This is a genomic window from Sphingomonas quercus, from assembly GCF_018863195.1.
Classification (GTDB): Bacteria; Pseudomonadota; Alphaproteobacteria; order Sphingomonadales; family Sphingomonadaceae; genus Solisphingomonas; species Solisphingomonas quercus.
Genome location: NZ_JAHKRT010000009.1, coordinates 119,061 through 143,787 on the forward strand (window position 1 = coordinate 119,061; position 24,727 = coordinate 143,787).

The 24,727-nt window shown below is 69.8% G+C and carries 24 protein-coding genes; 14 read left to right on the forward strand and 10 right to left on the reverse strand.

What is annotated here, in order from left to right; all coding sequences use genetic code 11:
• Positions 1-2: 2 nt before the first annotated feature.
• From KOF26_RS15800 to KOF26_RS15820, 5 genes are all read left to right on the forward strand, one after another.
• Positions 3-1,487 (forward strand): ABC transporter permease, encoded by a 1,485-nt coding sequence (locus tag KOF26_RS15800; RefSeq protein ID WP_216327289.1) that lies wholly within the window; start codon positions 3-5, stop codon positions 1,485-1,487.
• 314 nt (positions 1,488-1,801) lie between these two features.
• The gene (locus KOF26_RS15805; RefSeq protein WP_216327291.1) at positions 1,802-2,533 is read left to right on the forward strand and encodes a tetratricopeptide repeat protein; all 732 of its coding nucleotides are present in this window, start codon (positions 1,802-1,804) and stop codon (positions 2,531-2,533) included.
• 56 nt (positions 2,534-2,589) lie between these two features.
• Entirely contained in the window at positions 2,590-4,008 is a 1,419-nt protein-coding gene (locus tag KOF26_RS15810) for an amino acid permease (RefSeq protein WP_216327293.1), read from the forward strand.
• On the forward strand, positions 4,005-4,472 hold the full coding sequence (locus KOF26_RS15815; protein ID WP_216327295.1) for a nuclear transport factor 2 family protein: 468 nt from the start codon (positions 4,005-4,007) through the stop codon (positions 4,470-4,472). Before KOF26_RS15810 ends, KOF26_RS15815 begins: the two co-directional genes overlap by 4 nt.
• A 52-nt stretch (positions 4,473-4,524) precedes the next feature.
• A complete protein-coding gene (locus tag KOF26_RS15820) occupies positions 4,525-6,795 on the forward strand; it encodes a glycoside hydrolase family 3 N-terminal domain-containing protein (RefSeq protein ID WP_216327296.1) in 2,271 nt (756 codons plus the stop codon).
• On the opposite strand, the gene KOF26_RS15825 is transcribed toward KOF26_RS15820, so the two are convergent.
• Positions 6,796-7,404, reverse strand: a complete 609-nt coding sequence (locus KOF26_RS15825; RefSeq protein ID WP_216327299.1) for an FMN-dependent NADH-azoreductase — start codon at positions 7,402-7,404, stop codon at positions 6,796-6,798. It abuts the gene before it with no gap.
• Positions 7,405-7,511: 107 nt separating this feature from the next.
• On the opposite strand from KOF26_RS15825, the gene KOF26_RS15830 reads away from it, so the two are divergent.
• Positions 7,512-8,444 (forward strand): LysR family transcriptional regulator, encoded by a 933-nt coding sequence (locus tag KOF26_RS15830; protein ID WP_216327302.1) that lies wholly within the window; start codon positions 7,512-7,514, stop codon positions 8,442-8,444.
• On the opposite strand, the gene KOF26_RS15835 is transcribed toward KOF26_RS15830, so the two are convergent.
• Positions 8,441-8,941, reverse strand: a complete 501-nt coding sequence (locus KOF26_RS15835) for a MarR family winged helix-turn-helix transcriptional regulator (RefSeq protein WP_216327304.1) — start codon at positions 8,939-8,941, stop codon at positions 8,441-8,443. The genes KOF26_RS15830 and KOF26_RS15835 overlap by 4 nt on opposite strands.
• A 101-nt stretch (positions 8,942-9,042) precedes the next feature.
• On the opposite strand from KOF26_RS15835, the gene KOF26_RS15840 reads away from it, so the two are divergent.
• From KOF26_RS15840 to KOF26_RS15850, 3 genes are read left to right on the forward strand one after another with little or no spacing between them, the layout of a single operon-like run.
• The gene (locus KOF26_RS15840; RefSeq protein WP_216327306.1) at positions 9,043-10,170 is read left to right on the forward strand and encodes an HlyD family secretion protein; all 1,128 of its coding nucleotides are present in this window, start codon (positions 9,043-9,045) and stop codon (positions 10,168-10,170) included.
• Positions 10,167-11,729 carry a DHA2 family efflux MFS transporter permease subunit gene (locus KOF26_RS15845; protein WP_216327308.1) on the forward strand — a complete coding sequence of 521 codons (1,563 nt, stop codon included), beginning with the start codon at positions 10,167-10,169 and terminating at the stop codon, positions 11,727-11,729. Before KOF26_RS15840 ends, KOF26_RS15845 begins: the two co-directional genes overlap by 4 nt.
• 8 nt (positions 11,730-11,737) lie before the next feature.
• On the forward strand, positions 11,738-13,186 hold the full coding sequence (locus KOF26_RS15850; RefSeq protein ID WP_216327311.1) for an efflux transporter outer membrane subunit: 1,449 nt from the start codon (positions 11,738-11,740) through the stop codon (positions 13,184-13,186).
• Positions 13,187-13,189: 3 nt separating this feature from the next.
• Here the strand turns inward: KOF26_RS15850 and KOF26_RS15855 are convergent, their stop codons facing one another.
• Both KOF26_RS15855 and KOF26_RS15860 read right to left on the reverse strand, forming a co-directional pair.
• The gene (locus KOF26_RS15855; RefSeq protein WP_216327313.1) at positions 13,190-13,663 is read right to left on the reverse strand and encodes a hypothetical protein; all 474 of its coding nucleotides are present in this window, start codon (positions 13,661-13,663) and stop codon (positions 13,190-13,192) included.
• Between the two features lie 31 nt (positions 13,664-13,694).
• Complete coding sequence (locus KOF26_RS15860; RefSeq protein WP_216327469.1) at positions 13,695-14,570, reverse strand: LysR family transcriptional regulator; 876 nt, start codon at positions 14,568-14,570, stop codon at positions 13,695-13,697.
• 105 nt (positions 14,571-14,675) lie between these two features.
• Between KOF26_RS15860 and bla the strand changes: the two genes are divergently transcribed.
• Positions 14,676-15,584, forward strand: coding sequence for a subclass B3 metallo-beta-lactamase (gene bla, locus KOF26_RS15865; protein ID WP_253201508.1), 909 nt, complete (start codon positions 14,676-14,678; stop codon positions 15,582-15,584).
• 8 nt (positions 15,585-15,592) lie between these two features.
• Here the strand turns inward: bla and KOF26_RS17455 are convergent, their stop codons facing one another.
• The 5 genes from KOF26_RS17455 to KOF26_RS15890 all read right to left on the reverse strand — a co-directional run bounded on the left by KOF26_RS17455 (position 15,593) and on the right by KOF26_RS15890 (position 20,944).
• The gene (locus tag KOF26_RS17455; RefSeq protein WP_216327315.1) at positions 15,593-16,720 is read right to left on the reverse strand and encodes a sensor histidine kinase; all 1,128 of its coding nucleotides are present in this window, start codon (positions 16,718-16,720) and stop codon (positions 15,593-15,595) included.
• Positions 16,717-17,238, reverse strand: a complete 522-nt coding sequence (locus KOF26_RS15875; protein ID WP_216327317.1) for a thermonuclease family protein — start codon at positions 17,236-17,238, stop codon at positions 16,717-16,719. Before KOF26_RS15875 ends, KOF26_RS17455 begins: the two co-directional genes overlap by 4 nt.
• 128 nt (positions 17,239-17,366) lie before the next feature.
• Positions 17,367-19,994, reverse strand: a complete 2,628-nt coding sequence (gene mprF, locus KOF26_RS15880; protein ID WP_216327320.1) for a bifunctional lysylphosphatidylglycerol flippase/synthetase MprF — start codon at positions 19,992-19,994, stop codon at positions 17,367-17,369.
• Entirely contained in the window at positions 19,987-20,412 is a 426-nt protein-coding gene (locus KOF26_RS15885) for a DUF2147 domain-containing protein (protein WP_363182278.1), read from the reverse strand. Before KOF26_RS15885 ends, mprF begins: the two co-directional genes overlap by 8 nt.
• A gap of 124 nt (positions 20,413-20,536) precedes the next feature.
• A complete protein-coding gene (locus KOF26_RS15890; protein WP_216327322.1) occupies positions 20,537-20,944 on the reverse strand; it encodes a hypothetical protein in 408 nt (135 codons plus the stop codon).
• 177 nt (positions 20,945-21,121) lie between these two features.
• On the opposite strand from KOF26_RS15890, the gene KOF26_RS15895 reads away from it, so the two are divergent.
• From KOF26_RS15895 to KOF26_RS15910, 4 genes are read left to right on the forward strand one after another with little or no spacing between them, the layout of a single operon-like run.
• A complete protein-coding gene (locus KOF26_RS15895) occupies positions 21,122-21,502 on the forward strand; it encodes a PDZ domain-containing protein (RefSeq protein WP_253201509.1) in 381 nt (126 codons plus the stop codon).
• Positions 21,499-22,188 carry a winged helix-turn-helix domain-containing protein gene (locus KOF26_RS15900; protein WP_216327327.1) on the forward strand — a complete coding sequence of 230 codons (690 nt, stop codon included), beginning with the start codon at positions 21,499-21,501 and terminating at the stop codon, positions 22,186-22,188. Before KOF26_RS15895 ends, KOF26_RS15900 begins: the two co-directional genes overlap by 4 nt.
• On the forward strand, positions 22,185-23,579 hold the full coding sequence (locus tag KOF26_RS15905; protein WP_216327332.1) for a sensor histidine kinase: 1,395 nt from the start codon (positions 22,185-22,187) through the stop codon (positions 23,577-23,579). The genes KOF26_RS15900 and KOF26_RS15905 overlap by 4 nt, the downstream gene beginning before the upstream one ends.
• 4 nt (positions 23,580-23,583) lie before the next feature.
• Entirely contained in the window at positions 23,584-24,339 is a 756-nt protein-coding gene (locus tag KOF26_RS15910) for a virulence factor (protein ID WP_253201510.1), read from the forward strand.
• Here KOF26_RS15910 and KOF26_RS15915 read toward each other — a convergent pair.
• Positions 24,327-24,713: a four-helix bundle copper-binding protein gene (locus KOF26_RS15915; protein WP_216327335.1), complete on the reverse strand. Its 387-nt coding sequence runs from the start codon at positions 24,711-24,713 to the stop codon at positions 24,327-24,329. The two genes, KOF26_RS15910 and KOF26_RS15915, sit on opposite strands and share 13 nt — an antisense overlap.
• Positions 24,714-24,727: the final 14 nt, after the last annotated feature.

The following is a 24,727-nucleotide window of genomic DNA, read 5'->3' on the forward strand; positions in this document are numbered from 1 at the left end:
CCGTGGTCCGCGCCATCCTCCACCATATCGGCCTCAGCCTGCGCCTCAATCTGCGCAACCCGATGGCGATGATCTACGGCTATCTGTTTCCGCTGATCTTCCTCGTCGCCTTCTGGGCGATCTATCGCGCCGACCGGGTGCCGATCGCGCTTCATCTCGGCGAGCTGCTCACCGTCACGGTGCTTGGCGGCGCCTGTTTCGGCCTGCCGACGACGATGGTCAGCGAGCGTGAGCGCGGCGTCTGGCGCCGCTATCGGCTGACGCCGCTGCCCGGCTGGGCGTTCCTCGCCTCGACGCTGGTCACCCGTTACCTGCTGTTGCTCAGCGCCGCGCTGATCCAGCTGGCGCTCGCGCTGGCGATCGGCATGCCGATGCCGGCCGCGCCGGCTGGCCTGCTCATCGCCTTCACCTGCGCCGCGATCGCCTTCATGGGCCTCGGGCTGGTCATCGCCCAGCTCGCCGACGGCGTGCCGGCGGTACAGGCGCTGGGGCAATGCATCTTCCTGCCGATGCTGATGATCGGCGGCGTCGCGGTGCGGCTCGCCAGCCTGCCCGACTGGGCGCAGCACCTCTCCGCCTTCTTTCCCGGCCGCTATGCGGTGGAGGCGATCCAGGCCGCCGCCACCGGGCGGGGGCTGGCGGGAACGGGCTTCGCGCTGGCGGCGCTGCTGCTCATCGGCCTCTCGGCGGGGATCGCGGCGGCGCTGATGTTTCGCTGGGACGCCGGCAAGCGCGGCCGGACGCGCAAGGGCTGGCTGATGCTAGCGCTCGCCATGTGGGTGGCGGTCGGCCTGGTGGCGGAGTGGCGCGGCCGCGTCGTCGCGCCGCCGCCCGTGCCTGAGGAGGTCAGCACCGGTCGCGAATATGTGCGGCCTGTTGCTCCGGTCGTGCCCGCGCCCGCGCCCGCGCCCGCCGCCCCGGCCGCCGCCCCGGCGGCCACCGGGGAGGCCCGCCCGTCAGCCCCGCCCGCCGCCGCGGCCCCGGCCGCACCTGCTTCGTGGCAGGCGGTGACGCCGGCCGACATCGCCAATGTCGACTTCCTCCGCCTGCCCAATGATCAGGGCATCATCGCGCCCTTTGCGACCTTGAACGAACTACCCGACCCGGTCGTTGCCGATCAGGTCGCCGAGGTCCGCGCCGCCCTCGCCAACTGGACGCCGGGTAAAGCCGCGGATCCGGTGCAGCGCGCGCGCAACCTGCTGTTCGTCGCCGCCGTGCCGGACGCGCTGCAGATGGAGGGGCTGGAGCGTTTTCTCCCCTGGCTGGTCTATGAGCGGCTCCGCGCCGACATCCCCCGCGAGGACCTGCCGAAGATTCTCTACTGGATCGCCACCCACCCCAATGACGGCGACGACGCAGCCGCCCGCCAGCTCGGCCCCCTCGGCCTGCCCGAGACGCCGGTCCCGTCCGCGACGGCGCGCACCCGCGTGATGCTCTACGCCTTCAAGCTCCTCGGCCGCACCACCGGCGCGATCGTGCAGAAGTGAAGGCGAGGGCACGGCACGGGCCGTAACCGGGCTCAGGTCCACGGGGGCGGTCGCCGTCACCGTCACGCGGGTCTGGCCTGCCCCCAAGATACCTCGTCACCCAGCCTACCCTCCCGTAGCCGATCGAGGCCGATCCGCCCTCCCGCCGCGCCGGGCCAATTTTCCCTTGCCCATAGGATCGCGCCCGCCAGCCCGCCGAAATCGGCCCGGACAGCTCGTTCCGGAGCAGCGCGCCGTGCACGATATCATCGACTTTGCCGACCTCGCCCGAGGCTGGCCAAGCCCGCGCGCTGCTGATAACGGCTCGCAACAACATGGCCGAACATCAACCCGACCCGCTCGCCCTCCCGGCCGAGGAGATGAAGGCCGTGCTCGCCGGCACGCCGGAACGGGCCGCCGCCCTGCTGCGCGCCGGTGCCGAGGCCGGCCTCGCCGAGGCGCAGGCGGCCTATGGCCAGCTGCTGCTCGACGGCCGCGGCGTCCGCCAGGATGCCCGCGCCGCGCTGGACTGGTTCCGCAAGGCTGCGCGGTCCGGCCACCGCATGGGCATGAACATGGTCGGCCGTTGCTATGAGAAGGGCTGGGGCGTCGCCGAGGACCGCGTTGCCGCCGCCCATTGGTACAAGGCGGCGGCAGAGGCCGGGCTCGACTGGGGCATGTATAATTATGGCAGCGCGCTCGGCCTCGGGGCCGGGGTCGCGAAGGACGAGGCGACGGCGCTCGACTGGTTCAGGCGAGCAGCAGCGCTCGGTCATGCCAAGTCGATCAACTTTGTCGGCACATTCCTGGAGGAGGGGCGTGTCGTGCCGCGCGACATGGCGGGGGCGGCCCTGTGCTACCGGCAGGCGGCCGAGCGCGGCGACTTTCGTGGCGCCTTCAATCATGCCCGATTGCTCGCCGAAGCCGGGCGGCTGGACGAGGCGCTGGTCTGGATCGGGCGGGCGGGCGAGGGGGCGACCCCGCACTATCGCGGCGTTATGCGCAGATACCTCGACGCCTCCCCGGTCGCGGTGCTGCGGCGGGCCGGCGCCGTGCTCGCCGGTTGACCGCGGGGCCAGGGATGCGCCAGCCTGTCGTTCCACACGCCCTGCCAGGAGCGGCCATGTCGAGCACCTACCCCGAAGGCCTGCCCCAGACCGGCGCCGAGCTCTATCCCGGCGAGCCGCCGCACGATCTCGGCCGCTCGCTGAAATCGCGCCACGTCGCGATGATCGCGATCGGGGGCATCATCGGCGCCGGCCTGTTCGTCGGCTCGAGCGCCTCGATCGCCACCGTCGGGCCGGCGGTGGTGGTGAGCTATGCGCTGGCCGGGCTGGTGGTGCTGCTCGTCATGCGCATGCTGAGCGAGATGGCGGTGGCGATCCCCGGCACGCAATCCTTCCCCGACTTCGCCCGTGCCGGCCTTGGCCGCTGGGCGGGTTTCCTGTCGGGCTGGCTCTACTGGTATTTCTGGGTGGTGGTGGTGGCGATCGAGGCGATCGCCGGCGCCGTCATCATCCAGGGCTGGACCGGCCTGCCGGTATGGCTGATCGGGGTGGCCCTGATGGCGGTGCTGACCGCGGTCAACCTGATGTCGACGCGCTCCTATGGCGAGTTCGAATTCTGGTTCTCCTCGATCAAGGTCGCGGCGATCCTCGTCTTCATCCTGCTCACCGGCAGCTATGTGCTGGGGCTTGGCAGTGGCGCGGGCAGCGGGGGCTTCGCCAATCTGACGGCGCATGGCGGCTTCATGCCATTCGGATTTCGCGCCGTGCTTGCCGGTATCACCAGCGTCATCTTCGCGCTGACCGGGGCCGAGATCGCCACCATCGCGGCGGCGGAATCGGCCGAGCCGGGCAGAACGGTGGCGCGGATGACGAGCACGGTGGCGCTGCGCATCCTCATCTTCTACGTGCTCTCGATCCTGCTGATCGTGACCATCGTGCCGTGGAACACGATCCAGCCTGGCGTCTCGCCCTTTGCCACCGCGCTGACCCGGCTCGACATTCCCGGCGCCGCGACGGCGATGACGGCGGTGGTGCTGGTGGCGGTGCTGTCCTGCCTCAATTCCGGTCTCTACGTCACCTCGCGGGTGCTGTTCGCGCTGGCCGCGCGCGGGGAGGCGCCGCGCGGGCTGGTCGCCGTCAACCGGCGGCAGGTGCCGGCGCGCGCGATCCTCGTCGCCAGCCTGTTCAGCTATGCGGCGCTGGCGGCATCGGTGCTGTCGCCGACGCTGGTGTTCAGCTTCCTCGTCAACGCTTCCGGCGCGCTGATGCTGATCATCTATCTGATGCTGGCACTGGCCCAGATCCGCCTGCGCCGGCAGATCGAGCGCGAGGCGCCGGAGCGGTTGCAGATCCGCATGTGGCTGTTCCCGTGGGCAAGCTATGCGACGGTGGCGGCGATGATCGCGGTGCTCGTCGCGATGGCGCTGACGCCCGATCTCGCCAGCCAATTCTATTCCAGCCTCGTCATCACCATCCTGTTTGGCGGCGCCTTCCTGATCATGCGCAGCCGGCAGGCGAAGGGAGGATCGAAATGAGCCAGCGCCCCCCGCTTCCCTCGTTCACCCGCGAGAGCGCCATCGAGAAGGTGCGGCTGGCCGAGGATGGCTGGAACAGCCGCGATCCGGAGCGGGTGTCGCTGGCCTATACGGTTGACAGCCAATGGCGCAACCGTGCCGAATTCATCTCCGGCCGCGCCGAAATCCGGGCCTTCCTCGCCCGCAAATGGCATCGCGAACTGGATTATCGCCTGATCAAGGAGCTGTGGACCTTCGCCGAGCATCGCATCGCCGTGCGTTTCGCTTATGAATGGCACGACGATAGCGGCAACTGGTATCGGTCCTACGGCAACGAGAATTGGGAGTTCGACGCCGACGGGCTGATGCGCCGCCGCCTCGCCTGCATCAACGATGCGCCGATCGCGGAGGCCGATCGCCGTTTCCACTGGCCGCTCGGCCGCCGTCCGGACGATCATCCGGCGCTGAGCGATTTCGGTTTTTGAGCGCCGTTCCCGTCGGCCCAGGTTCATCCTTTCGCCGCTAAGCCCTCGCCCTATGCCGATTGATCGCCGCGAACTCCTCGCCTCCGCTTTTGCCGCCTTCGCGGCCTTGCGCCCGGCGCGCGCGCTGGCGGCAGGCGAGGTGGAGCGGGTCGACGCCCTCATCGCCAGGATGACGATCGAGGAGAAGGCCGGGCAGATGACATGCCTTGCCGACAGCTTCCGCCCGTTCAACCCGCCCAACCCGCAGGTCGGCATCCAGGACGAGCGCCGCCTCGCCGCCGAGATCCGTGCCGGGCGCGTCGGTTGCCTGTTCAACGGCATCGGCGTGGCCGGTGCGCGGCGGGCGCAGGACATCGCGGTCAAGCAGAGCCGGCTCGGCATTCCGTTGCTGTTCGCCGGCGACGTCATCCACGGCCTCAAGACGATCTTCCCGGTGCCGCTGGCCGAGGCCGCCAGCTTCGACCCGACCCTTGCCGAGCGCACCGCGCGCGCCGCCGCCGAGGAGGCGACCGCCGCCGGCCTCCACCTCACCTTCGCGCCAATGGTCGACGTGGCCCGCGATCAGCGCTGGGGCCGGGTGGTGGAAAGCGCCGGCGAGGATGTGTGGCTCGGCAGCCGCTTCGCCGCCGCGCGCGTGCGCGGCTTCCAGGGGCGAGACCTGCGCCGCGACGACAGCCTCGCCGCCTGCGTCAAGCATTTCGCGGCCTATGGCGCGGTGGCGGCGGGCCTCGAATATGGCAGCGTCGACATTTCCGACGAAACGCTGCGCGAGACGCACCTGCCACCCTTTCAGGCGGCGTTCGAGGCCGGCGCGCTCAGCGTCATGGCTGCATTCAACGAGATCAACGGCGTGCCGGCGACGGCCGATCGCGACCTGCTGACCGGCGTCCTCCGGGACGAGATGGGTTTTCGCGGCTTCGTCTTTTCGGACTATACCGCCGATGAGGAACTGGTCGCCCATGGCTATGCCGCCGACGATCGCGACGCGGCGCGCCTCGCCGTTCTGGCGGGCGTCGACATGAGCATGCAGAGCGGCCTCTACACCCGCTATCTGCCGGCGCTGGTCAAGGCGGGCGCGGTGCCGATGGGCACGGTCGACGTCGCGGTGCGCCGTATCCTCTATGTGAAGACGGCGCTGGGCCTGTTCGACAATCCCTGGCGCTCGCTCGATCCGGCGGCGGAATCGCGCATCGGCACGCCGGGACGGCGCGCGCTGGCGCGGGAGGCGGCGGTGCGCTCGATCGTGCTGCTCCAGAATGACGGCATCCTGCCGCTGCCGCGCGAGGGCCGCCAGCACATCGCCCTGATCGGGCCGTTCGCCGAGGATCGCGACAATCTCTACGGCCCCTGGGCCTTCTATGGCGATCCCGGCAAGGGCGTGGATGTGGCGAGCGGCCTGCGGGCGGCGCTCGACGACGCTGCCCGCCTGACGATCGCGCGCGGTTGCGACGTCGAGTCTCCGATCGACGGCGGCATCGCCGCGGCGGTGGCGGTGGCAAGGGCGGCGGACGTGGTGCTGCTCGCCATCGGCGAATCGCAGGCGATGTCCGGCGAGGCACAGTCCCGCACCGAAATCGACCTGCCGCCCGCCCAGCAGGCGCTGGCCGAGGCGGTGATCGCGGCGGGCAAGCCGGTGGTCGTGCTGCTCCGCCACGGCCGGGCGCTGGCGCTGGGCGGATCGCTCGGCAAGGCATCGGCGATCCTCGCCACCTGGTTCCTCGGCAGCGAGGCGGGCAATGCCATCGCCGATGTGGTGTTCGGGCGCGTACCGCCGTCGGCGAAGCTGCCGGTCAGCTTTCCGTGGGAATCGGGGCAGGAGCCGTTCTTCTACGACCGCAAATCGACCGGCCGGCCCGCCGACCCCGGTGGCGCCACCGAGTATCGCGCCCGCTTCCGCACCACCGATAACAGTGCCCGCTATCCCTTTGGCCACGGGCTGACCTACACGCGCTTCGTGCTCGACGACCTCAGGCTGAGCGACACCGCGCTGCGCTGGGATGGGATGATCGAGATCCGCGCGCGCATCCGCAACGCCGGCCAGCGCACCTGTAGCGAGACGGTGCAGCTCTATGTGCGCGACCGCGTGGCCAGCCGCACCCGGCCGATCCGCGAACTGAAGGGCGTGCAGCGGGTGACGCTGGCGTCGGGAGAGAGCGCCACTGTCCGCTTCCGCCTGTCGCGGACCGACCTCACCTTTATCGGCTCGGGCAACAAGGCCATCGCCGAGCCCGGGGTGTTCGATCTGTGGGTCGGGCAATCGTCGGTCGGCGGGCTCAACGCGCAGTTCACGCTCTACGCGGGCGAGCCCGCCCGCACCGATTGATCAGGCCGCCAGCGCGCGGACCTCGGCATTGGCGTTGTCGAGGGCCTGCTGGCGCTGCTCGTCGCCCATTGCCACGCCCTCGGCGCGGATGAAGCGGATGTCGGTGATGCCGAAGAAGCCGAACACCCCGCGCAGGTAGGTCTCCTGATGATCGAGAAAGGCGGCCTGCGTCTCGGCGCCGTAGAAGCCGCCGCGCGACGAGGCGATGATCACCGTCTTGCCGCCAGCCAGCCCCTCGGGGCCGTTGGCGCCATAGCGGAAGGTGCGGCCGGCAACCGCAAGGCGGTCGATCCACGCCTTGAGCTGGCTGGGGATGCCGAAATTATACATCGGCGCCCCGACCACGACGATGTCTGCGGCGAGGAATTCCTCGAGCGCCGCCTGGCCGGCGGCGACATCGTCGCGCAGCGCGTCCGTTTCCGGAACCGCGCCCTGCGCGGCGGCGAGGTGGAGGCCGGAGAGGTGGCCGACCGGCTCGGCCGCAAGATCGCGGCGGACGACCGTCAGGCCGGGGTGCAGCGCCTGCTCGGCCGCGACGATCGCCGCGGAGATCTGGCGGCTCACCGAGCCCGGGCCGAGAATGCTGGAGTCGACATGGAGGAGGTTCATCGCATGATCCCTTTCGCTGAAAGCTTTGCTCGCCAGCGGAGTTAGGATCTGGTGATGCAGCGCAGAAGCCTATATATACCGATAGGTAGCGTCTGGATTTCCGATATATGCTCGACGGCGTTTCCCTGGATCAGCTTCGCACCTTCATCGCCGCGGTGGACGAGGGGAGCTTCTCCGCGGCCGGCCGCAGGCTGGGACGGGCGCAATCCGTGGTCAGCCAGACGCTCGGCCAGCTCGAAGGGCAGCTCGGCGTCAGGCTGTTCGATCGCACCGCCCGTTACCCGGCGCTGACCGAGGCCGGTGCCGCGTTGCTGCCCGAGGCGCGGGCGGTGGCAGGGCGGATGGATCATTTCAAGGCGCGTGCCCGCGATCTCGCCCGCGGGCTGGAGCCCGAGCTGTCGGTCGCGATCGACGTGATGCTGCCGATAGAGCTGTTCACCCACGCCGTCGGCGATTTCCAGACGCGGTTCCCGGACACGCCGTTGCGCGTCCATGTCGAGGCACTGGGCGCGGTGTTGCAGCCGGTGATCGACCGGCGGTGCGCCTTCGCGGTGATGGGCTCGCTGCCGCTGGTGCCGGCCGACATGGCGCAGGAACGACTGCTGTCGGTGCGTTTGACGATGGTTGCCGCACCGGGCCATCCGCTCGCCCACCTCGCAGCGCCGGTGCCCCGCGCCGCGCTGGCGGACCATGTGCAGCTGGTGCTGACCGACCGTTCGGACCTGTCGAAGGGGCAGGAGTTCGGCGTGCTGTCGCGGCGCACATGGCGGCTGGCCGATCTTGGTGCCAAGCATTCCTTCCTGCGCGCCGGTCTCGGCTGGGGCAGCATGCCCTATCCGATGGTCGCATCCGATCTCGCCGCCGGGCGGCTGGTCGAGCTCGAGCTGGAAGATGGCTGGCCTGACGGGTTCATGATGCCGATGCTGGCGGTACATCGCAGCGATGCGCCGCCGGGGCCGGCCGGCCGCTGGCTGATCGATCGACTGAAAGACACGCTGAGCCGCTGCCCCGGCCAGCCGGGCGCGGAACCCGCCCCCTAGCGCCGCGCGGGATCACCGAGGAAGCCGGGCGAGCAGCCAGCCACATCCTCGGGCTCCGGCAGGTCGGAGGCGATCATTTCCATATGGGCGCGCAGCCGGTCGAAAATGTCGAGCATCAGCGCATATTCGGCAGGCTCAAGCGCGCTGAACACGCGCTTCATCCAGTAATCACGCACCGGCTCGGCCTGCAGGATGATGGCGTTGCCGGCTTCGGTGATGCGGATATTCTTGGCGCGGCGGTCATTGGGGTCGGGCACGCGGGCAACCAGCCCTTCGCGCTCCAGCCCGTCCACCGCCTCCGTCACCGTGCGTGGCGCATGGCCGAAGAAATCGGCGATATCGGTGGCGCGCACCGAGCCGCTGCGATGGATGAACAGCAGCAGCTTGAGACGCGCGAAGGAGATGCCCTCGCGCTTCATCGCCTGATCGAGCAGGCGATGGGCCTTCAGGTAAAATTCCCTGAGTCCCTCGGCAAGCGCGAGGCTGTCGGCGCTCATCCGCAGCGCGAAAAAAAGAATGGTACCATAAGATATGCCATTGCCCTATCCGTCGCGAAGGTGCAAGGGCCGCCTCTGCACTGCCAGGATATGGGACAGCGATGGTCGAGAATTCCGAGAGCGCGGGCAAGGGGTCGCGGGGCGCGCGGATCAAGCGGAACCTGCTGATCGCGGCGGCCGTCATCGCGGTGGGCGTGATCGCCTTCTTCATCCGCTACGAGACGCGCGGCAAATATTATGAAGGCACCAACGATGCCTATATCCAGGCCGACGCGATCACTATTTCGCCGAAGGTCGGCGGCTATGTCGAGCAGGTCTATGTCGTCGACAACCAGGATGTGAAGGCCGGCGATCCGCTGGTCCGCATAGATCCGCGCGACTACCGCGCGCAGGCGTCGCAATATCAGGCGCAGATCGACGTCGCGGCCGCCAATGCCGACAATGTCCGCGCGATGATCGGAGAGCAGGAGGCGGCGATCGCGCAGGCCCGCGCCCAGCTCGCCGTATCCGTCAGCGACGCGAACTACGCCAACAGCCAGGTCGAGCGCTACGCGCCACTCGCCGCTGCCGGCGCCGAGACCCAGGAAAAGCTGACGACGCTGCGCAGCCAGGCGACGCAGGCCAACAACAATGTCGCCGCCCAGCGCGCGACCGTGCTCAGCGCCGAGCGCCGCATCGCGTCGCTCAAGGCGCAGATCCGTCAGGCCGAGGCGCAGGGCGAGGCGGCCCGCGCCCAGCTCGCCGCCGCCAACGTCAATGTCGGGTCCACCATCCTGCGCGCCGGCGTCGCCGGCCGCATCGGCGACAAGACGGTGCGTTCCGGCCAGTTCGTGCAGCCGGCGACCCGGCTGATGTCGCTGGTCCCGCTAAGCACGCTCTACATCACGGCGAACTTCAAGGAGACGCAGATCGGCCTGATGCGCGTCGGCCAGCCGGCCAGCATCCATGTCGATGCGCTGGATGGCGTCGATCTCGCCGGCCATGTCGAGAGCATCTCGCCGGGCACGGGCGCGCAATTCTCGCTGCTGCCGCCGCAGAACGCCACCGGCAACTTCACCAAGATCGTGCAGCGCGTGCCGGTCCGCATCGCCATCGATGCCGGCCCGCAGGTGCGCAAGCTGCTGGTGCCGGGCCTTTCCGTCACCGTCGATGTCGACACCATCGCCGCCAAGGGCGAGATGGATCGCCTCGCCGAACAGGAAGAGGCGCGGAGGAAGGCGGGCAAGTGAGCGCCCCGGCAGGCTCCGCGGGCTCCGCGCAGCCCGAGCAGAAAGCCGACGCCGCCGCCTGGCTGGCGGTGGTGGCCGGCACGCTCGGCGCGATGATGGCGACGCTCGACATCTCCATCGTCAACTCGTCGCTGCCGACCATCCAGGGCGAGATCGGCGCCAGCGGCACCGAAGGCACGTGGATCGCCACCGCCTATCTGGTGGCGGAGATCATCATCATCCCGCTGTCAGGCTGGCTGGAGAAGGTGCTCGGCCTGCGCACCTTGCTGCTGGTGGCGGCGGGTCTGTTCACGATCTTCTCGATGCTGTGCGGCATCTCGACGACGCTGCCGATGATGATCGTCGGCCGCGTCGGCCAGGGCTTCACCGGCGGGGCGCTGATCCCGACGGCGATGACGATCATCGCCACCCGCCTGCCGCGCTCCCAGCAGCCGATCGGCAACACGCTGTTCGGCATGACGGCGATCCTCGGGCCGGTGGCCGGCCCGGTGCTCGGCGGCTGGCTGACCGAGAATGTCAGCTGGCACTATGCCTTCTTCATCAACCTGCCGGTGGGCGCGATGCTGCTCACCCTGCTGCTCGTCGCGATGCCGCATCAGAAGCCGAATTTCGGCATGCTGCGCGAGGCGGACTGGCTGGGCATCGCCGGCATGGCGCTCGGCCTCGGCGGGCTGACCGTGGTGCTGGAGGAAGGCGAGCGGGAGCAGTGGTTCTCATCCTCGCTTATCATCTGGCTGACGCTCGTCTCCATGGTCGGCTTCGCGCTGGTCGCGGCGGGCCAGATACTGGCCAAGAAGCCGGTGATCCGGCTGGCCCTGCTGAGGGATCGGCAGTTCGGCAGCGTGGTGATGATGGTCGTCGTCATCGGCATGGTGATCTACGGCACCTCCTACGTCATCCCGCAATTCCTGGTCACGATCTCGGGCTACAACTCGCTCCAGTCGGGCTGGGTGGTGCTGTTGTCCGGCGTGCCGATGCTGATGATGATGCCGATCACGCCGCTGCTGCTGCGCCACGTCGACATCCGTATCTCGGTGATCTTCGGCCTCGTCCTGCTGGCCGTGAGCGCCTATATGGAAACCTCGATCACCGTCTTCTCGGACGGCGCGGACTTCGTCGATTCGCAGCTGCTGCGCGGGGTCGGCACCGTCTGCGTGATGATGTTCCTCAATCAGGCGGCGATCCGATCCGTGCCCCCGCAGCAGGCGGCGGACGCGGCCGGCCTCTACAACGCGGCGCGCAACCTCGGGGGCTCGTTCGCGCTGGCGGGCATCGCCGTGATCCAGGACCAGCGACTGTGGCTGCACAGCCGGCGCATGGAGGAATCGCTGCACGCCAATTCGGCGATGGTGCAGGATTACATGGCCGGGCAGGCCGCCCGGCTGGGCGGCGAGGCGGCCGCCTTCCAGTCGCTCGGCAACACCATCCAGGCGCAGGCGCTGACCATGACCTATGCCGATCTGTTCTGGATCCTCACCGTCGGCATCGTGCTGATGTTGCCGCTCGTGTTCTTCCTCCGGCCGCTGCCCATGGGCGCCAAGCCGGTCCAGGCCCATTGAGGAACGTCATGCGTCCCATCCTTCCCCTCCTTTCCCTCGCGATCATGCTCGGCGGCTGCACCGTCGGCCGCGACTATGCCGGCCCGCCGGCGGCCGCTCCCAAGGCGGCGGGCGGGGCGGGCTTCGTCCGCGCCGACGAGGGCCAGTTCACGCCTGAGGCGCCCGCCGCCCGCTGGTGGGAGGCGCTGGGCGATCCGGCGCTCGACGCGCTGGTCGTCAAGGCGCTCGCCGCCAACCCTGATCTCGCCACCGCCCGCGCCCGCCTGCGCCAGGCCCGCGCGACCTTTCGCGTCGAGAAGGCGAACGGCATGCCTTCGGTCAGCGCATCCGCGCTTTACGCCCACGCGCGCATTCCGGGCTTCGACTTCGGCGGCGACGACAATGGCGACAGCGGGGACAGCGACGGCGGCGGCACCAGCAATCTCAACCTCTACAATCTCGGCTTCGACGCGAGCTGGGAAATCGACCTGTTCGGCGGCCGTCGCCGCACCGTCGAGGCGGCGCGCGCCTCGGCCGAAGCGGCGGAGGCGAGCCTCGCCGACGCGCAGGTCAGCCTTTCGGCCGATGTCGCGCAAGCCTATGTCAATCTGCGCGACCGGCAGACCCGCATCGCGCTCAACAACGCGTCGGTGGCGATGCAGGAGCAGATGCTGGCGCTGAGCCGGCAGCGGCTCGATCGCGGCACCGCGTCCCGGCTGGACGTGACCCGACTGGAAGGCCAGCTGGACACCACCCGCGCCCAGATCGTGCCGCTCAACGCCGAGCGCGACGCCTATCTGAACCAGCTCGCCATCCTCACCGGCGAGGAACCCGGCGCCCTCGACGCCACGCTCGGCGCGGAGGGCAAGCTGCCGCTGCCGCCGGCGACGGTCGCGATCGGCGATCCGGCGACGATGCTTCGCCGTCGGCCGGACATCCGCGCCGCCGAACGCACGCTCGCCAGCGACACCGCCAGAATCGGCGCGGTCGAGGCGGCGCGCTTCCCCAAGCTCAGCTTCATGGGGCTGATCGGCATCGGCGGCACCTCGTTGAGCGCGCTCAGCCATCTCGACGATTTCGCGGCGATCGCCGCGCCACAGCTCAGCTGGAGCTTCCTCGACTTCGGCCGCGCCAGGGCGAATATCGAAAAGGCCGAGGGTGTGCGCGACGAGGCTGAGGCACGCTATCGCGCCGCCGTGCTCGCCGCCCTGCGCGACGCCGAAAGCGCGCTGTCGCGTTTCCGCTATCGCCGGGTCGAGGTGGCGACATTCGCGCGCGCCAAGGCCTCCGCCGACGAGGCGGTGCGACTGTCGGCCGAGCGCTACAAGGCCGGCACGACGACGCTGATCGACCTGCTCGACGCGCAGCGCCAGCAGGTCGCCGCGGCGCAGAGCCTGTCGCTCGCCGAGGCAGGGCTGGCGGGCGACTTCGTCGCGATCCAGAAGGCGCTCGGGCTCGGCTGGAGCGATGCCGGCTAGGGCCTAGGGCAGCGGCACATGGCAGATCATCAGCGCCTTGGCGATCAGCCCCCCGGCATCGTCATAATCGAAGGTCTGGTCGAGCCGCGCGCCTGAGCGCGCGGTGGTGCGGATCGAGACGCGGCGGCTCTCCATCAGCCCCTTGATGAAGCCGGTTGCCCTGGTCGGCGCTTCGCCGGCCTGGGCCTGCGCCTTCCACGAATACCAGCGCACGGTTTCCGCGGACTTGCCCTCGAACCGATAGGTGACGGGGTGGCCGCCGGTGAGCAGCCCTGGCCGGGAGGCACCAAGCTGGACCGGGAAGCGGATGATCACCTCAGGGCGATAGGATTTGCCGCCGTCGCAGCCGACCGCGATGTGATTCCTGCTATCGCCGATCACCGCCCAGGCACTGGGGCGGTCGGTGATCGGATCGGTGCCCTGGACCAGCCGCACCGGCGATTGCGCGGCGGCGAGCAGCAACATGGCGAGCGCCATCGGCGTCGACCTCCTGAGGATGCAGGCCCTGTCATTCCGCTAGCGCAACGGTTTCCGAGAGCCAAGCCCGGAACGCTGCCATCGCCGCATTGTCCGGCCGCGACATCAGGCGGGTGAGCCAGTAGCGCCCTGTCGCCACCTCGATCGCAAACGGGCGGACGAGGCGATCGGCGGCAAGCTCCCTGGCGAACATCGTCGCCGGCGCCAGCGCGACGCCGAGGCCCGTGGCGGCCGCGACCGCCATCGGCATCGAACTGTCGAACACCGGGCCGCGCAGTGGCGGGCAGTGGGCTCCGGCCGCGGCGAACCAGCGCGGCCACTCATCCGCGCGATAGGAGCGCAGCAGCGTCACCCGCGCCAGATCGGCGGGATCGGCGAGACGCGCGGCGACGGCCGGGGCACAGAGCGGGGTGAGCGGGGCGGGGAGGACCGGCTCGGCATGGGTCCCCTGCCAGGCGCCGTCGCCGAAGCGGATGGAGAGATCCAGCCCTTCTCCCGCGAGATCGACGCGGTTGTTGTTGGTCATCACCCGCAGATCGACCTGCGGATGGACGCGGGCGAAATCGGGGAGACGCTCAAGCAGCCAGCCGGCGGCGAAAGTGCCGACCACGCCGAGGGTCAGCACCTCGCGGTACCGGCCTTCCGCATAGCGATCGAGTGTCGCCGCCACCCGGTCGAACGCGTCCGCCAGCACCGGCACCAGCGCCAGCCCCTCGTCGGTCAGCGCCAGACCGCGCGGCAGGCGCCGGAACAGCGGCACGCCGAGCCGGCGTTCGAGCTGGGCGACCTGATGGCTGACTGCCCCCTGGCTGACGCACAGCTCCACGCCGGCGCGGGTGAAGTTGAGGTGGCGCGCCGCAGCCTCGAAGGCGCGCAGCGCGTTGAGCGGCAGGTGCGGACGATCCATCGGCCCGCCATGAGCTTTGCTCATGGCTCTGTCGAGATAAGATGCTTTGTGCGGGCGCCGCCGCCGCCCCATCCTCGCCCCCGGTTCGGCAAGGGAGGGTGACGGATGAAGCCTGCAATGTTGGCGCTTACGGCGATATGCAGCGGTGCCGCGGCGGTTGCCCAAGGGCCGGTCGACCCGCTGACCCGGCCGATCGAGCCGGACTATGCCGCCCGCTGGCTGGGCGAGCAGGCGCCGGTAAAGGTCTATGGCAATAGCTATATTGTGGGCTTTGCGGGGCTGAATGTCGCGCTGATCCGGACGGCGGCGGGATTGATCCTGATCGACGCCGCCGTGCCGCAGGCCGTGCCCGCGCTGGAGGCGAATATCCGCAAGCTCGGCTTCCGGGTCGAGGACATCAGGCTCATTCTCAGCACCGAGCCCCATTGGGATCATGCCGGCGGTCTTGCCGCCGTGGCCCGTGACAGCAGAGCGACGGTCGTCGCCAGCAGCGCCGGCGCGGCGGCGCTTCGCGTCGGACATAATGACGCATCCGACCCGCAATCGGGCGAGATCATCGATTTCCCTGGCGTCAGGCGGCTGCGCATCGTCCGCGATGGCGAGGTGATCCGGCTCGGCGGAGTGGCCGTCACCGCTCGTGCCACTCCCGGCCACACCGCCGGCAGCATGAGCTGGACATGGCGTTCCTGCGAGGCCGGCCGCTGCCTGAACATGGTGTTCGCCTCCAGCCTCAACCCGGTTTCGAGAGAGGGCTATCGCTTCTCCGATCCGGCGCATCGCGCAGTGGTCGAAAGCTACCGGCGCAGCTTCCAGGTGATGCGGGCGTTGCCGTGTGACGTGCTGCTATCCTCGCATCCGGACCAATCCGGGGGCGACCTCCGCCATGCCCGGCTGGCGACGCGGCCCGAGACGAATCCGTTCGTCGATGCCCGAGCCTGCCGCGCTTATGCCGGGCGCTTCGCGGCGGCGCTCGCAGACCGGCTGGCCAGGGAGGGGTCCTCCTTGGGTCGATAGGATTCAGCCTAGGCGACGAAGGGGAGGCGGATCACGGCGCGGAAGCCCTCATCGGTCGGGCCGGTCTCCAGCCGCGCGGCACTGCCGTAGCGATTGGCGAGGCGCTGGCGGATATTGGCAAGGCCGATGCCGGTGCGGGGCCGGGCATGTCCTTCCTGGCCCTCTTCCGGCGCGGCCACAGGGTCGCCGTCGCGCCGGGCGACGCTGTTGCATACGCCGAGCACGAGCATGTCCGCCTCACGCAACGCCGTCACCCGCACCGTCGCCCGGCCGCGGGCCAGCGACACGCCATGCTTGATCGCATTCTCGACGAGAGGCTGGAGGATGAAATTGGGGACCTGCGCCTCGGACACGTCCGGCGCGGTGTCGATGTCGATGTCCAGATCGTCGCCGAAGCGCGCCGCCTCGATGCCGAGATAGGCGTCGATGCTGTCGATCTCCTGCGCGAGCGGCACGTCGGCGGTCGGATCGGAATAGAGCGAGCCGCGCAGAAACTCGCACAGCCGGTCGATCATGCGATCGGCCTCGGCCTTGCGGTTGGAGAGGACGAGGCTGGAGATGGAATTGAGCGTGTTGAACATGAAATGCGGGTTGAGCTGCAGCCGCAACACTGCCGCCTCGGCGCGGGCGGCGGCGGCCTCGGCCGAGGCGGCGCGGGCCGCCGTCACCTCCGCCGCGCCGCTGACCCGCGTCGCCCACAGCAAGGTGAGGGCAAGGCAGAAGGTCCACAGATACATAATGCCGATGGTGGCCAGCCGCTGCGGATCGAACACCAGCGCCCAGGCCTGCCATTCGGGCAGGATCACCGTCGCCACCCAGCGCATCCAGTAGAGATCGAAAAAGGACTGGACGGCGGCGGCGGCGAGGATCGCGGCCACCAGCAGCGGCCAGCGCAGCCCCGGCGGGCGGGCCAGCATCTCGAGGCGCAGCCGGTCAAGGGCCAGCGTCAGCCCCACGCCCAGCGCGAACATCGGCGGGGAGAAGACGAAGGTCAGGCCGGGCGCGCTATGTCCGCTGAGGAACGCAAAGAGATCGACCAGCACATAGCCGAAGCCCCAGATCACCACAGCCGGCATCAGGGCGGTATGGCTGAACCCGGCGCGCAGCCGATCGAGCATCGTCCCGCCGCCGCTCACGTCTTGCCGGGCGGCAGGCAGGCGAGCAGGCTGCCTTCCGGGTCATATTCGGCCCAGCGCATCGCCGTGCCGCTGCGGAGCATCTCGCAGCTGAGGTTGAAGCCCTTCGGGTTGACGCAGGTCGCGTTGACCCGCGAGTAGGACGGCCCGAAGGATGTGCAGGTCAGCTTGCCATAGGCGTAACGCAGCAGCGCGGCCTTGCCTTCGGCGCCGGTGGCCTTGGGGCAGATATCCGGCCGGCTGCACGAATTGTCGATCTCGCGGGCCTCGATGCCGCGCAGACGCACCTTCACCTGCTGCCCGGACTGGTCGCGCTCCGCGCAATTGATCGGGCCGTCGCCGTCATAGACGCTGAGCACGGTGCACGGGAACCGGCTGCCATTGGCGGTGTCGACCCTTTCGGGCGACAGGTCGAACAGCGCGCTCGCGCCGATGAAGGCCAGGGCGGCGATGATGATGCCGCCGACGACAAGTCCGCCAAGGCCGAACTTCCGCCGCAACCGCCCCCAGATGCCCATGGTCTTATCCCCCTCAACCCCTTGTGCGGTGACTGCCATGAGAAGCCCCCTGCCGCAACGACCCTTCGCCCGCGACACGGCGCGAAAAGCCCCCGGGGCGGCATGATATCATCGTCGAGGGGGGCGGTTCAGGCGGCGAGAAGGGGCGTCGTCGGATGCGGCGGCGCTGCGGCGGGGCCGGCGATGATCCCCTCCTCATCGAGCGGGGTGTCGAGCGAGCGGGGGTTGCCGATCAGCCGGTTGAGGTCGTGGAGGGCGCGCACCAGGCCCAGCCCGCGCGGCGCGGCGATATAGCGCGGCTCCCAGGAGGGGGCGAACTTCTCCTTGTAGGCACGCAACCCGCGGAAGCCGTAGAAGCGCTCGCCGTGGCGGAAGATCGTCGCTGCCGCCTTGACCCACAGCGGCGACAGGCGATGCGCCTCCATTCCCGACAGCGGCGCCAGCCCGAGCGAGAAGCGCGCATAGCCCTGATCCTTGCCCCACAGGATCAGGCTGGCGAAGAGGAAGTCCATCACGCCCGGCGGCGACCCGGCGCCGTGGCGCATCAGGTCGACGGACAGTTCGCGGCGGTTCGCCGTCTTCCAGACATTCGCGAATGCGACGATCCGCCCGTCCACACGCACCAGCGCGCAGTCGAAGCGAGCGACGTAATCGGGATCGAACTGCCCGAGGCTGAAGCCCTTCTCGCGCTGGCCCTTGGCCTCCAGCCATTCCCCGGAGAGCGCGGCCAGCGCCGGCAGGATCGCCGGCACCTCGGCGGCTGGAACGACGGCGAAGCTTGCGCCCTCCCGCTCCGCGCGGCGCACGGTGTGGCGGATCGAGCGCATCGCCGGGCCCTCCAGCCGGAAATGCTGCACGTCGACAATCGCTTCCTCGCCATATTTGACGAGCTGCAAGCCCAGGGCGATGGCGATCTCCAGCATGTCGCTGCTGATCTGGTAGAGCATCAGCCGCCCCTGCGCGGCATAGGCCATGGAGCGGATCGTCCACATCAGCCCGGCCCACGCCTCCCGCGGGCCCACCGGATCGGCCATGACGATCCAGCTCGAACCGCGGATCTGGTACATCAGGAAGGCGTCGCCCGCGGGGGAGAAGAGGAAGCGCTTGTCACCGGTCAGCGCCAGCATCGCGTCGGTGCGGCCGGCGGTGTCGAGCACCGCCAGGAGAGGCTGCGGCAGCGCGGTGGCCCGGGCACGGGGCGCAGCCGGCGCGAACAGCCGCCACAAGGCCGCGCCGGCGAGGACTACCGCTGCGCCGAGACTGGCGCGCAGATAGCGCGAGGCATCGCCGTGCAACGCGAAATCCCACCACAGGCTGTTCTGGTAGAGGACGTGCTTGTAGGAAAACAGCCCGACCCACAGGCTGAGCGCGCCGACCGCCGTCACGCAGGCGAACCAGACCGGCGTGAAGGCGCGCGCGGTGAAGGCGGTGGTCCGGTAGAATGCCGGGCTGGTCCATTGCAGCAGGCCGGCGACGGCGAGGCACATGATCGCCTCCTCATAGTCGATGCCTTTGGCCAGCGAGAAGATCGCGCCCGCCAGCAGCAGCGCTCGCGCCGAGACGAAGGCGCCGTCCAGCCGCCGATAGAGACCGGGCGCCAGCAGCAGCAGGCAGGTGCCGGCGAGGCTCGCGGCGAGATGCGACGCCTCGATGAACGGCAGGGGGAGGATGCTGTGCAGATCCTTGAGCCGCGCCGGCACCCCCGGCGTCGAGCCGGAGAGCAGTAGCAGCGTGCCGCTGAGGAAGGCGGCGGCGCTCATCAGCAGCGGCGCGATGCCGTTCGCCACCACCCGCACCCCGGCGATGGCGCGGGCGAGGCGGCGCTCGCGCCCCTCGTGCAGGCCGAGCGCAGCGATGCCGAGCGCCAGCGGCACGACATAATAGATCAGCCGATAGGCGATCAGGGCGGCTGCCAGCGCCGGCCGGTCCGCCGGCACGGTGGCGATGACCACCGCCTCGAACACGCCCAGGCCGCCGGGCACATGGGTCACCAGGGCGGCGATGATGCCGAGCGCATAGGCGAGGATGAACGTCGGCAGCAACGCCGGCGCGGCGCCGCGGATGAGCACGAACAAGGCGGCCGCGGCGCAGGCAAGATCGATGGCGGCGATGGCGATCTGGGCCGCGGCCTGAGCGGCGCCGGGAAGGGGCAGGCGGACCCCGAACAACCGCGCTTCACCCGGCCCGAGCGCGCAGAACAGGACCAGCGCAGCGGTCGCGGCGATGATCGCGAGCCCGGTGACATGCGCGGCGTCGGCGCCCAGCGCCAGCCCGGCGAGCGACAGCGGCCCCTGATGGCCGGCCAGCGCCGCGCCGGTCACCGCCAGCACGCCCATCCAGAAGGTGGCCGAGGCGATCACCACGATCCGCGCCACCTCGCCGGCGTCGAGGCCGGCGCTGCTGTAGATGCGGTAGCGGGCCGATCCCCCGGTGATCGGCGACAGGCCGAGATTGTGGCTGATCGTGTAGCTGGTGAAGGAGGCGAGCGCCGCCGTCCGCCACGGCAGCGGGCGGCCGATGATGCGCAGGGCCAGCGCGTCATAGAGGGTCAGCGCCAGATAACTCGCCGCAGTCAGCGCGAAGGCGAGCAGCACTTGGCCCGGCGCGATGGCGTGGAACGCGGCGCGTACATCGTGCAGGCTCAGCCGCTCGGTGAGCTGGTGGAGCGCGGTGAAGCCGAGGCCGATCATCGCCGCGACCAGCGCGATCGACAGCAACGTCCGGTAGCGGCGGAGCAGACCGAGGACCTCAGCCATTGGGCAACCGCGCGATGCGCTGCCAGATCTGGGATTTGCAGATGAAGCCCCCGACCAGGCAGCCCTGCACCTTCATCGCATCGGTGCCGATCTGGGTGATCGTCGAGGCGAAACGATGGCCGATGTCGGGAATATAGACCGAGCCGGACCAGTGGCCGGCCCCGCGCGGCACATAATCCTCCAGCAGCTCGACGCCGATCAGCCGATCGATGCCGCTGTCGCGCGCATCGGCCATCGCCTGGCCATCGGCCCAGACGATCCAGCCGCACAGCCGACCCTGGCAATCGCCGGTACGCACCGCGACGGTGCCGCGCGGATTGAGCCATAGTCCGTCGGTCGGCACGGCGCGCGAGGCCGCTGCCGGCCCGGCGGCGAGCAGCGCGCCCGCGGCGAGGATCGGCAGCATCGTCTTCATCATCGAACCCCCTTCGGCGCGTCGGGGGCGATTGTTAGCCGCCGCCGGATGGCGCCGCGGTGGTCGGCAAGTAAATTATTGGTAATGTCCCGGGGAGGCCGGCGGCCTCCCCGGGATCAGGCGAGGTTCAGCCCTTGCGCGGCTTGGCATAGGGCACGAAATCGCCCAGCCCGACCCAGCCGTAAGAGATGCGGGACGCCGAATCATAGAGCTTCACCGTGTCGATGCTGCACAACTGATTGGTGTGCGTGTCGGTGACGAGCGTATAGTAGCTGCGTAGCTGCTCCGCGCCGGAGGTGGGACGGTTCACGTACACCGTGCCGTTGCGCGTCGTGTAGAGGATCGCCGTCTTGTCGATGATCTGCGAGGTGTCGATGTCCATCAGCCGGATGCAATTCACCGGCTTGCCGGCGGTGCGACCCTGCAGGGCCTTGGCGAGCTGTGTGTCCGGGGTGCCGCGGGGCGCCGCCTGGGCCACGCCCGCGCCGAGCAGGGCGGTGCCGAGAAGCATCGGGACGAGGGCCGCTTTGCGCATGTCAAAACTCCATTCCGTGCGCCGCTGGTCGCGGCGTGATGATCCCCTCTAGCGCAACGAAGCTGAACCGGGGCTTGGGTACAAGATGACCAATAAGTCATATTGCGCCCATGCCGGGGTAGGACGGTCGGCGCTATCGATGCGCATCATCGGAGGTGTACGGACGAGGCCGGCATGATGCGTTTCCTGTCATGGATCGGGTGGGGGGCGGCGCTGTCGGCGGTGGCGGCGATGCTGGTCCTCGCCCACGCCTTTCGGCATACGCCCGCGATCGTCGCCCGCCAGCGGCCGATCGGCGCGACGCTGGCGGTGACCGGCACCGGCGACGCCGCGCGGCTGACTGTCACCAGCCTCAGGACCGGCGGACCCGGCGCGCGGGCGGGCCTGCGGGTGGGCGACCGCATCGAGGACGTGGACGGGCTGCCCGCGCCGAGCTCCGCCGCCTTCTACCGCGAGGTGGCCGGCGCCCCGCATGACAATCTCGACTTGCATGTCCTGCGCGGACAGGCGCTGATCGACATCCATATGAAGCGCATGCGTGGGAACGGGCTGGGATGAGCCACAAGATCCTGCTGGTCGAGGACGATGCCAGCACCGCCGACTTCGTCGCCGCCGGCCTTGCCGAGCATGGCTTCCTCGTCGAGCGCGCCGACAATGGCCGCGATGGCCTGTTTCACGCCACCGATGCCAGCCATGACTGCATCATTCTCGATCGCATGCTGCCGGGCATGGATGGCATGGCAGTGCTCGGCGCGCTGCGCGCCGCCGGCATCGAGACGCCGGTGATCGTGCTTTCCGCGCTGGGCTCGGCCGAGGATCGCGTGCGCGGGCTGGAGGGCGGATCGGACGATTACCTGACCAAGCCCTTCGCCTTTGCAGAGCTGCTGGCGCGGGTGCGCCTGCTGATCCGGCGCGCCCAGGGAAGGGGGGCCGGCGTCGAGACGCGGCTCGCCTGCGACGATCTCGAAATGGACCTGCTGTCCCGCAAGGTGCGCCGGGGCCCGCGCGCCATCGATCTGCAGCCGCGCGAGTTCCGCCTGCTCGAATTCCTGCTGCGCCACGCCGAACAGGTGGTGACGCGGACGATGTTGCTGGAAGGGGTGTGGGATTATCATTTTGATCCGGGCACCAACGTCATCGACGTGCATGTCAGCCGGCTGCGCAAGAAGATCGACGAGGGCGAGGCACGGCCGCTGCTCCATACCGTGCGTGGATCGGGCTATCGGCTCGGGCTCGACGGTTGAACTGGCGGTCGACGACCTTCCGGTTCGCCGGGCTGGTATTCCTGCTCCAGCTGGCCGGAGCCGCGCTGCTGCTCGGCATCGTCCACCAGCTCACCCAGAATCAGATTCGCGGCGAGGCGCGCGCCCGCGCCGAGGCGCTGCGCGACGCCTTGCTGCCGCATTATCGCCAGCGCGGGTTCGCGGTGCTGGCCAGGGCGGTGGCGGCTCAGGCGGGGCCGGGCAAGGCCGCCGGCGCGGTGGTGCTGCTCGCCGATCGTGATGGCCACGCGGTGGCCGGCAACCTCGCCGCCTGGCCGCCCTCGGTGCCGCCCGACGCGCCGGCGCAAACCATCGAGCTGTTCCGCATCGGCCACGAGGCATCGGAGCAGATGTATCTGGTGGCGACGCCGCTCGCCGACGGCCGGCTGCTCACCGGCCATGTCGTGGAGAGCGAGCAGCGCTTCACCGTCATCCTCGAGGAGGCGATGGCCAGCGCGTTTGCCGTGGCGGTGGCGCTGGCGGCCTTCGCGGCGTGGATCTCGGCGCGGCTGATCGTGCGCAAGCTGGCCGCCACGGTCGGCACGGCGCGGGCGGTGGCGGCGGGCGACCTCGACCAGCGCGTGCCGGCGGAGGGCGGCGACGACGCCTTCGCCGCGCTCGGCGACACGATCAACGCCATGCTCGATCGCATCGCGGCGTTGATGAACGAGCTGAAGATCGCGACTGACGGCCTCGCCCATGACCTGCGCTCGCCGCTCACCAGGCTGCGCTCGACGCTGGAGCGGGCGCTGCTCGCCAGCGACGGGGAGATGGCGCGCGCCGCCATCGGCCGTGCCATCGAGGAAGGCGACCGGCTGCTGGCGATGCTCGACACGGCGCTGCGCATCAGCCGCGCCGAGGCGGGGCTGGGTCGTGAGCATCTCGTCGACACCGATCTTTCGGCGCTGATCGCCGACATGGTCGAGCTTTACGGGCCGATTGCCGAGGACCGCGGCTTCGCCATTGCCGCGGATGCGGCGCCGGGCCTTCGCGCGCGGGTGCATCGCGAGCTGCTCGGCCAGGCGATCGCCAACCTCATCGACAACGCCATGAAATATGGCGCCGGCCGCATCCTGCTGGCGGCGCGGGAAACCGGCGAGGGTGTGGCGATCAGCGTCGGCGACGAGGGGCCCGGCATCCCGGAGGCGCTGCGTCCCACGGCGCTGCGTCGCTTCGGCCGCCTCGACGCGGCGCGTACCGAAGCCGGAGCGGGGCTGGGGCTGGCGCTGGCGGCGGCGGTGGCGCGGCTGCATGGCGGGACGCTGAGGCTGCATGACAATCGGCCGGGTCTGCGGGTGGAGTTGTTCCTCTCCGGTCATGCCGAACCTGTCCCGGCATCGACCTCGCCGCAGGCGCGCGGGCGCGGAGGATGAGTGGATGCTGAAATTATCCCGGCATGGCGCGGGCGCGAGGCTCCGGACGCTGATGCTCGCCCTGCTGCTCCTCGTCGCGGCCGGCATGCTCGGCTTCGCGACGTGGCTCGGCTATTTCGGCGGCGCGCTTTACGTGCCGATGCCGGCCACCGCCGCCCCTGCGCCGGGCCATGAGGGGCTGGCAGCTGTACTGGTGTCCGGAGACATGGGCATCAAGGTCGGCATGGGGCCCCGCATCGCCCGGCGGCTGGCCGATCACGGCATCCCTGTGCTGGCGGTCAATTCGCTGGTCTATTTCCGGGAGCGGCGCACGCCCGCCGAAGCGCAGGCGCTGCTTGCCGATGCGGTGCGCCGCGGCCTCGCATTCGGCCATGCGCGAAGACTGCTGCTGGTCGGCCAGTCCTATGGCGCGGACATGGTGCATGTCGGGCTTATCGGGCTGCCGCGCGCGCTCCGCGAGAAATTGGCGATGGTCGCGCTGGTGGTGCCGACCGACACGGTGATGTTCCGCGCCTCGCCGGCCGAGACGCTGGGCTGGGTGGCCGCGGACGCGGCCGCCGTCGACAGCGCGCGCCGGCTGGACTGGTTGCCGGTGCTCTGCGTTCACGGGAAGGAGGAGACCGACAGCCTCTGCCCGCTGCTCCATCAGCCCAATGTGCGGACCGAGACGATGCCGGGCGGGCACAAGCTCGACAATGACGCGGACGGACTGTTCGCCCGCATCGTCACCGCGCTGGACCGGGCGCTTCAGGCGGCCTGAAGCGCCGCGCGGCAGTCGCTCGCGCATTCGCGGCACATCTCGGCGCAGAGCCGGCAATGGCCGTGATCGTGACGGGCGCATTCCTCGGCGCAGATCTCGCAGGCGCGGACGCATGCCTCGAGCATGGCGCGGACCGCCTCGTCATTCTGCCCGGTGCGGCGCACGGCAAGGCGGGCGGCTGCGGTGCAGACATCGGCGCAGTCGAGGCAGGTGCGGATGCACTGGCGCATGTCCATCTCCTCGGCCGAACAGGCGTCGGCGCAGGAGGTGCACATTTCCGCGCAGAACATGGCGTGGCGCGCCGCCGTAGCGAGCGGCTCGTTCGGATCGCCGCCGGTCTGCGGGTGGAGAGCGATCATCTTGTGGATGGACATCGGCGCTGCCTTCT

Coding starts and splice junctions, on each gene's coding strand:
- KOF26_RS15875 (WP_216327317.1), bottom strand. CDS start 17,238: ATGGGCATCTGGGGGCGGTTGCGGCGGAAGTTCGGCCTTGGCGGACTT.
- mprF (WP_216327320.1), bottom strand. CDS start 19,994: ATGGCTGAGGTCCTCGGTCTGCTCCGCCGCTACCGGACGTTGCTGTCG.
- KOF26_RS15820 (WP_216327296.1), top strand. CDS start 4,525: ATGCCGATTGATCGCCGCGAACTCCTCGCCTCCGCTTTTGCCGCCTTC.
- KOF26_RS15910 (WP_253201510.1), top strand. CDS start 23,584: ATGCTGAAATTATCCCGGCATGGCGCGGGCGCGAGGCTCCGGACGCTG.
- KOF26_RS15900 (WP_216327327.1), top strand. CDS start 21,499: ATGAGCCACAAGATCCTGCTGGTCGAGGACGATGCCAGCACCGCCGAC.
- KOF26_RS15890 (WP_216327322.1), bottom strand. CDS start 20,944: ATGCGCAAAGCGGCCCTCGTCCCGATGCTTCTCGGCACCGCCCTGCTC.
- bla (WP_253201508.1), top strand. CDS start 14,676: ATGAAGCCTGCAATGTTGGCGCTTACGGCGATATGCAGCGGTGCCGCG.
- KOF26_RS15915 (WP_216327335.1), bottom strand. CDS start 24,713: ATGTCCATCCACAAGATGATCGCTCTCCACCCGCAGACCGGCGGCGAT.
- KOF26_RS15840 (WP_216327306.1), top strand. CDS start 9,043: ATGGTCGAGAATTCCGAGAGCGCGGGCAAGGGGTCGCGGGGCGCGCGG.
- KOF26_RS15830 (WP_216327302.1), top strand. CDS start 7,512: ATGCTCGACGGCGTTTCCCTGGATCAGCTTCGCACCTTCATCGCCGCG.
- KOF26_RS15815 (WP_216327295.1), top strand. CDS start 4,005: ATGAGCCAGCGCCCCCCGCTTCCCTCGTTCACCCGCGAGAGCGCCATC.
- KOF26_RS15825 (WP_216327299.1), bottom strand. CDS start 7,404: ATGAACCTCCTCCATGTCGACTCCAGCATTCTCGGCCCGGGCTCGGTG.
- KOF26_RS15855 (WP_216327313.1), bottom strand. CDS start 13,663: ATGGCGCTCGCCATGTTGCTGCTCGCCGCCGCGCAATCGCCGGTGCGG.
- KOF26_RS15850 (WP_216327311.1), top strand. CDS start 11,738: ATGCGTCCCATCCTTCCCCTCCTTTCCCTCGCGATCATGCTCGGCGGC.
- KOF26_RS15810 (WP_216327293.1), top strand. CDS start 2,590: ATGTCGAGCACCTACCCCGAAGGCCTGCCCCAGACCGGCGCCGAGCTC.
- KOF26_RS15885 (WP_363182278.1), bottom strand. CDS start 20,412: ATGATGAAGACGATGCTGCCGATCCTCGCCGCGGGCGCGCTGCTCGCC.
- KOF26_RS15805 (WP_216327291.1), top strand. CDS start 1,802: ATGGCCGAACATCAACCCGACCCGCTCGCCCTCCCGGCCGAGGAGATG.
- KOF26_RS15895 (WP_253201509.1), top strand. CDS start 21,122: ATGCGTTTCCTGTCATGGATCGGGTGGGGGGCGGCGCTGTCGGCGGTG.
- KOF26_RS15860 (WP_216327469.1), bottom strand. CDS start 14,570: ATGGATCGTCCGCACCTGCCGCTCAACGCGCTGCGCGCCTTCGAGGCT.
- KOF26_RS15835 (WP_216327304.1), bottom strand. CDS start 8,941: ATGAGCGCCGACAGCCTCGCGCTTGCCGAGGGACTCAGGGAATTTTAC.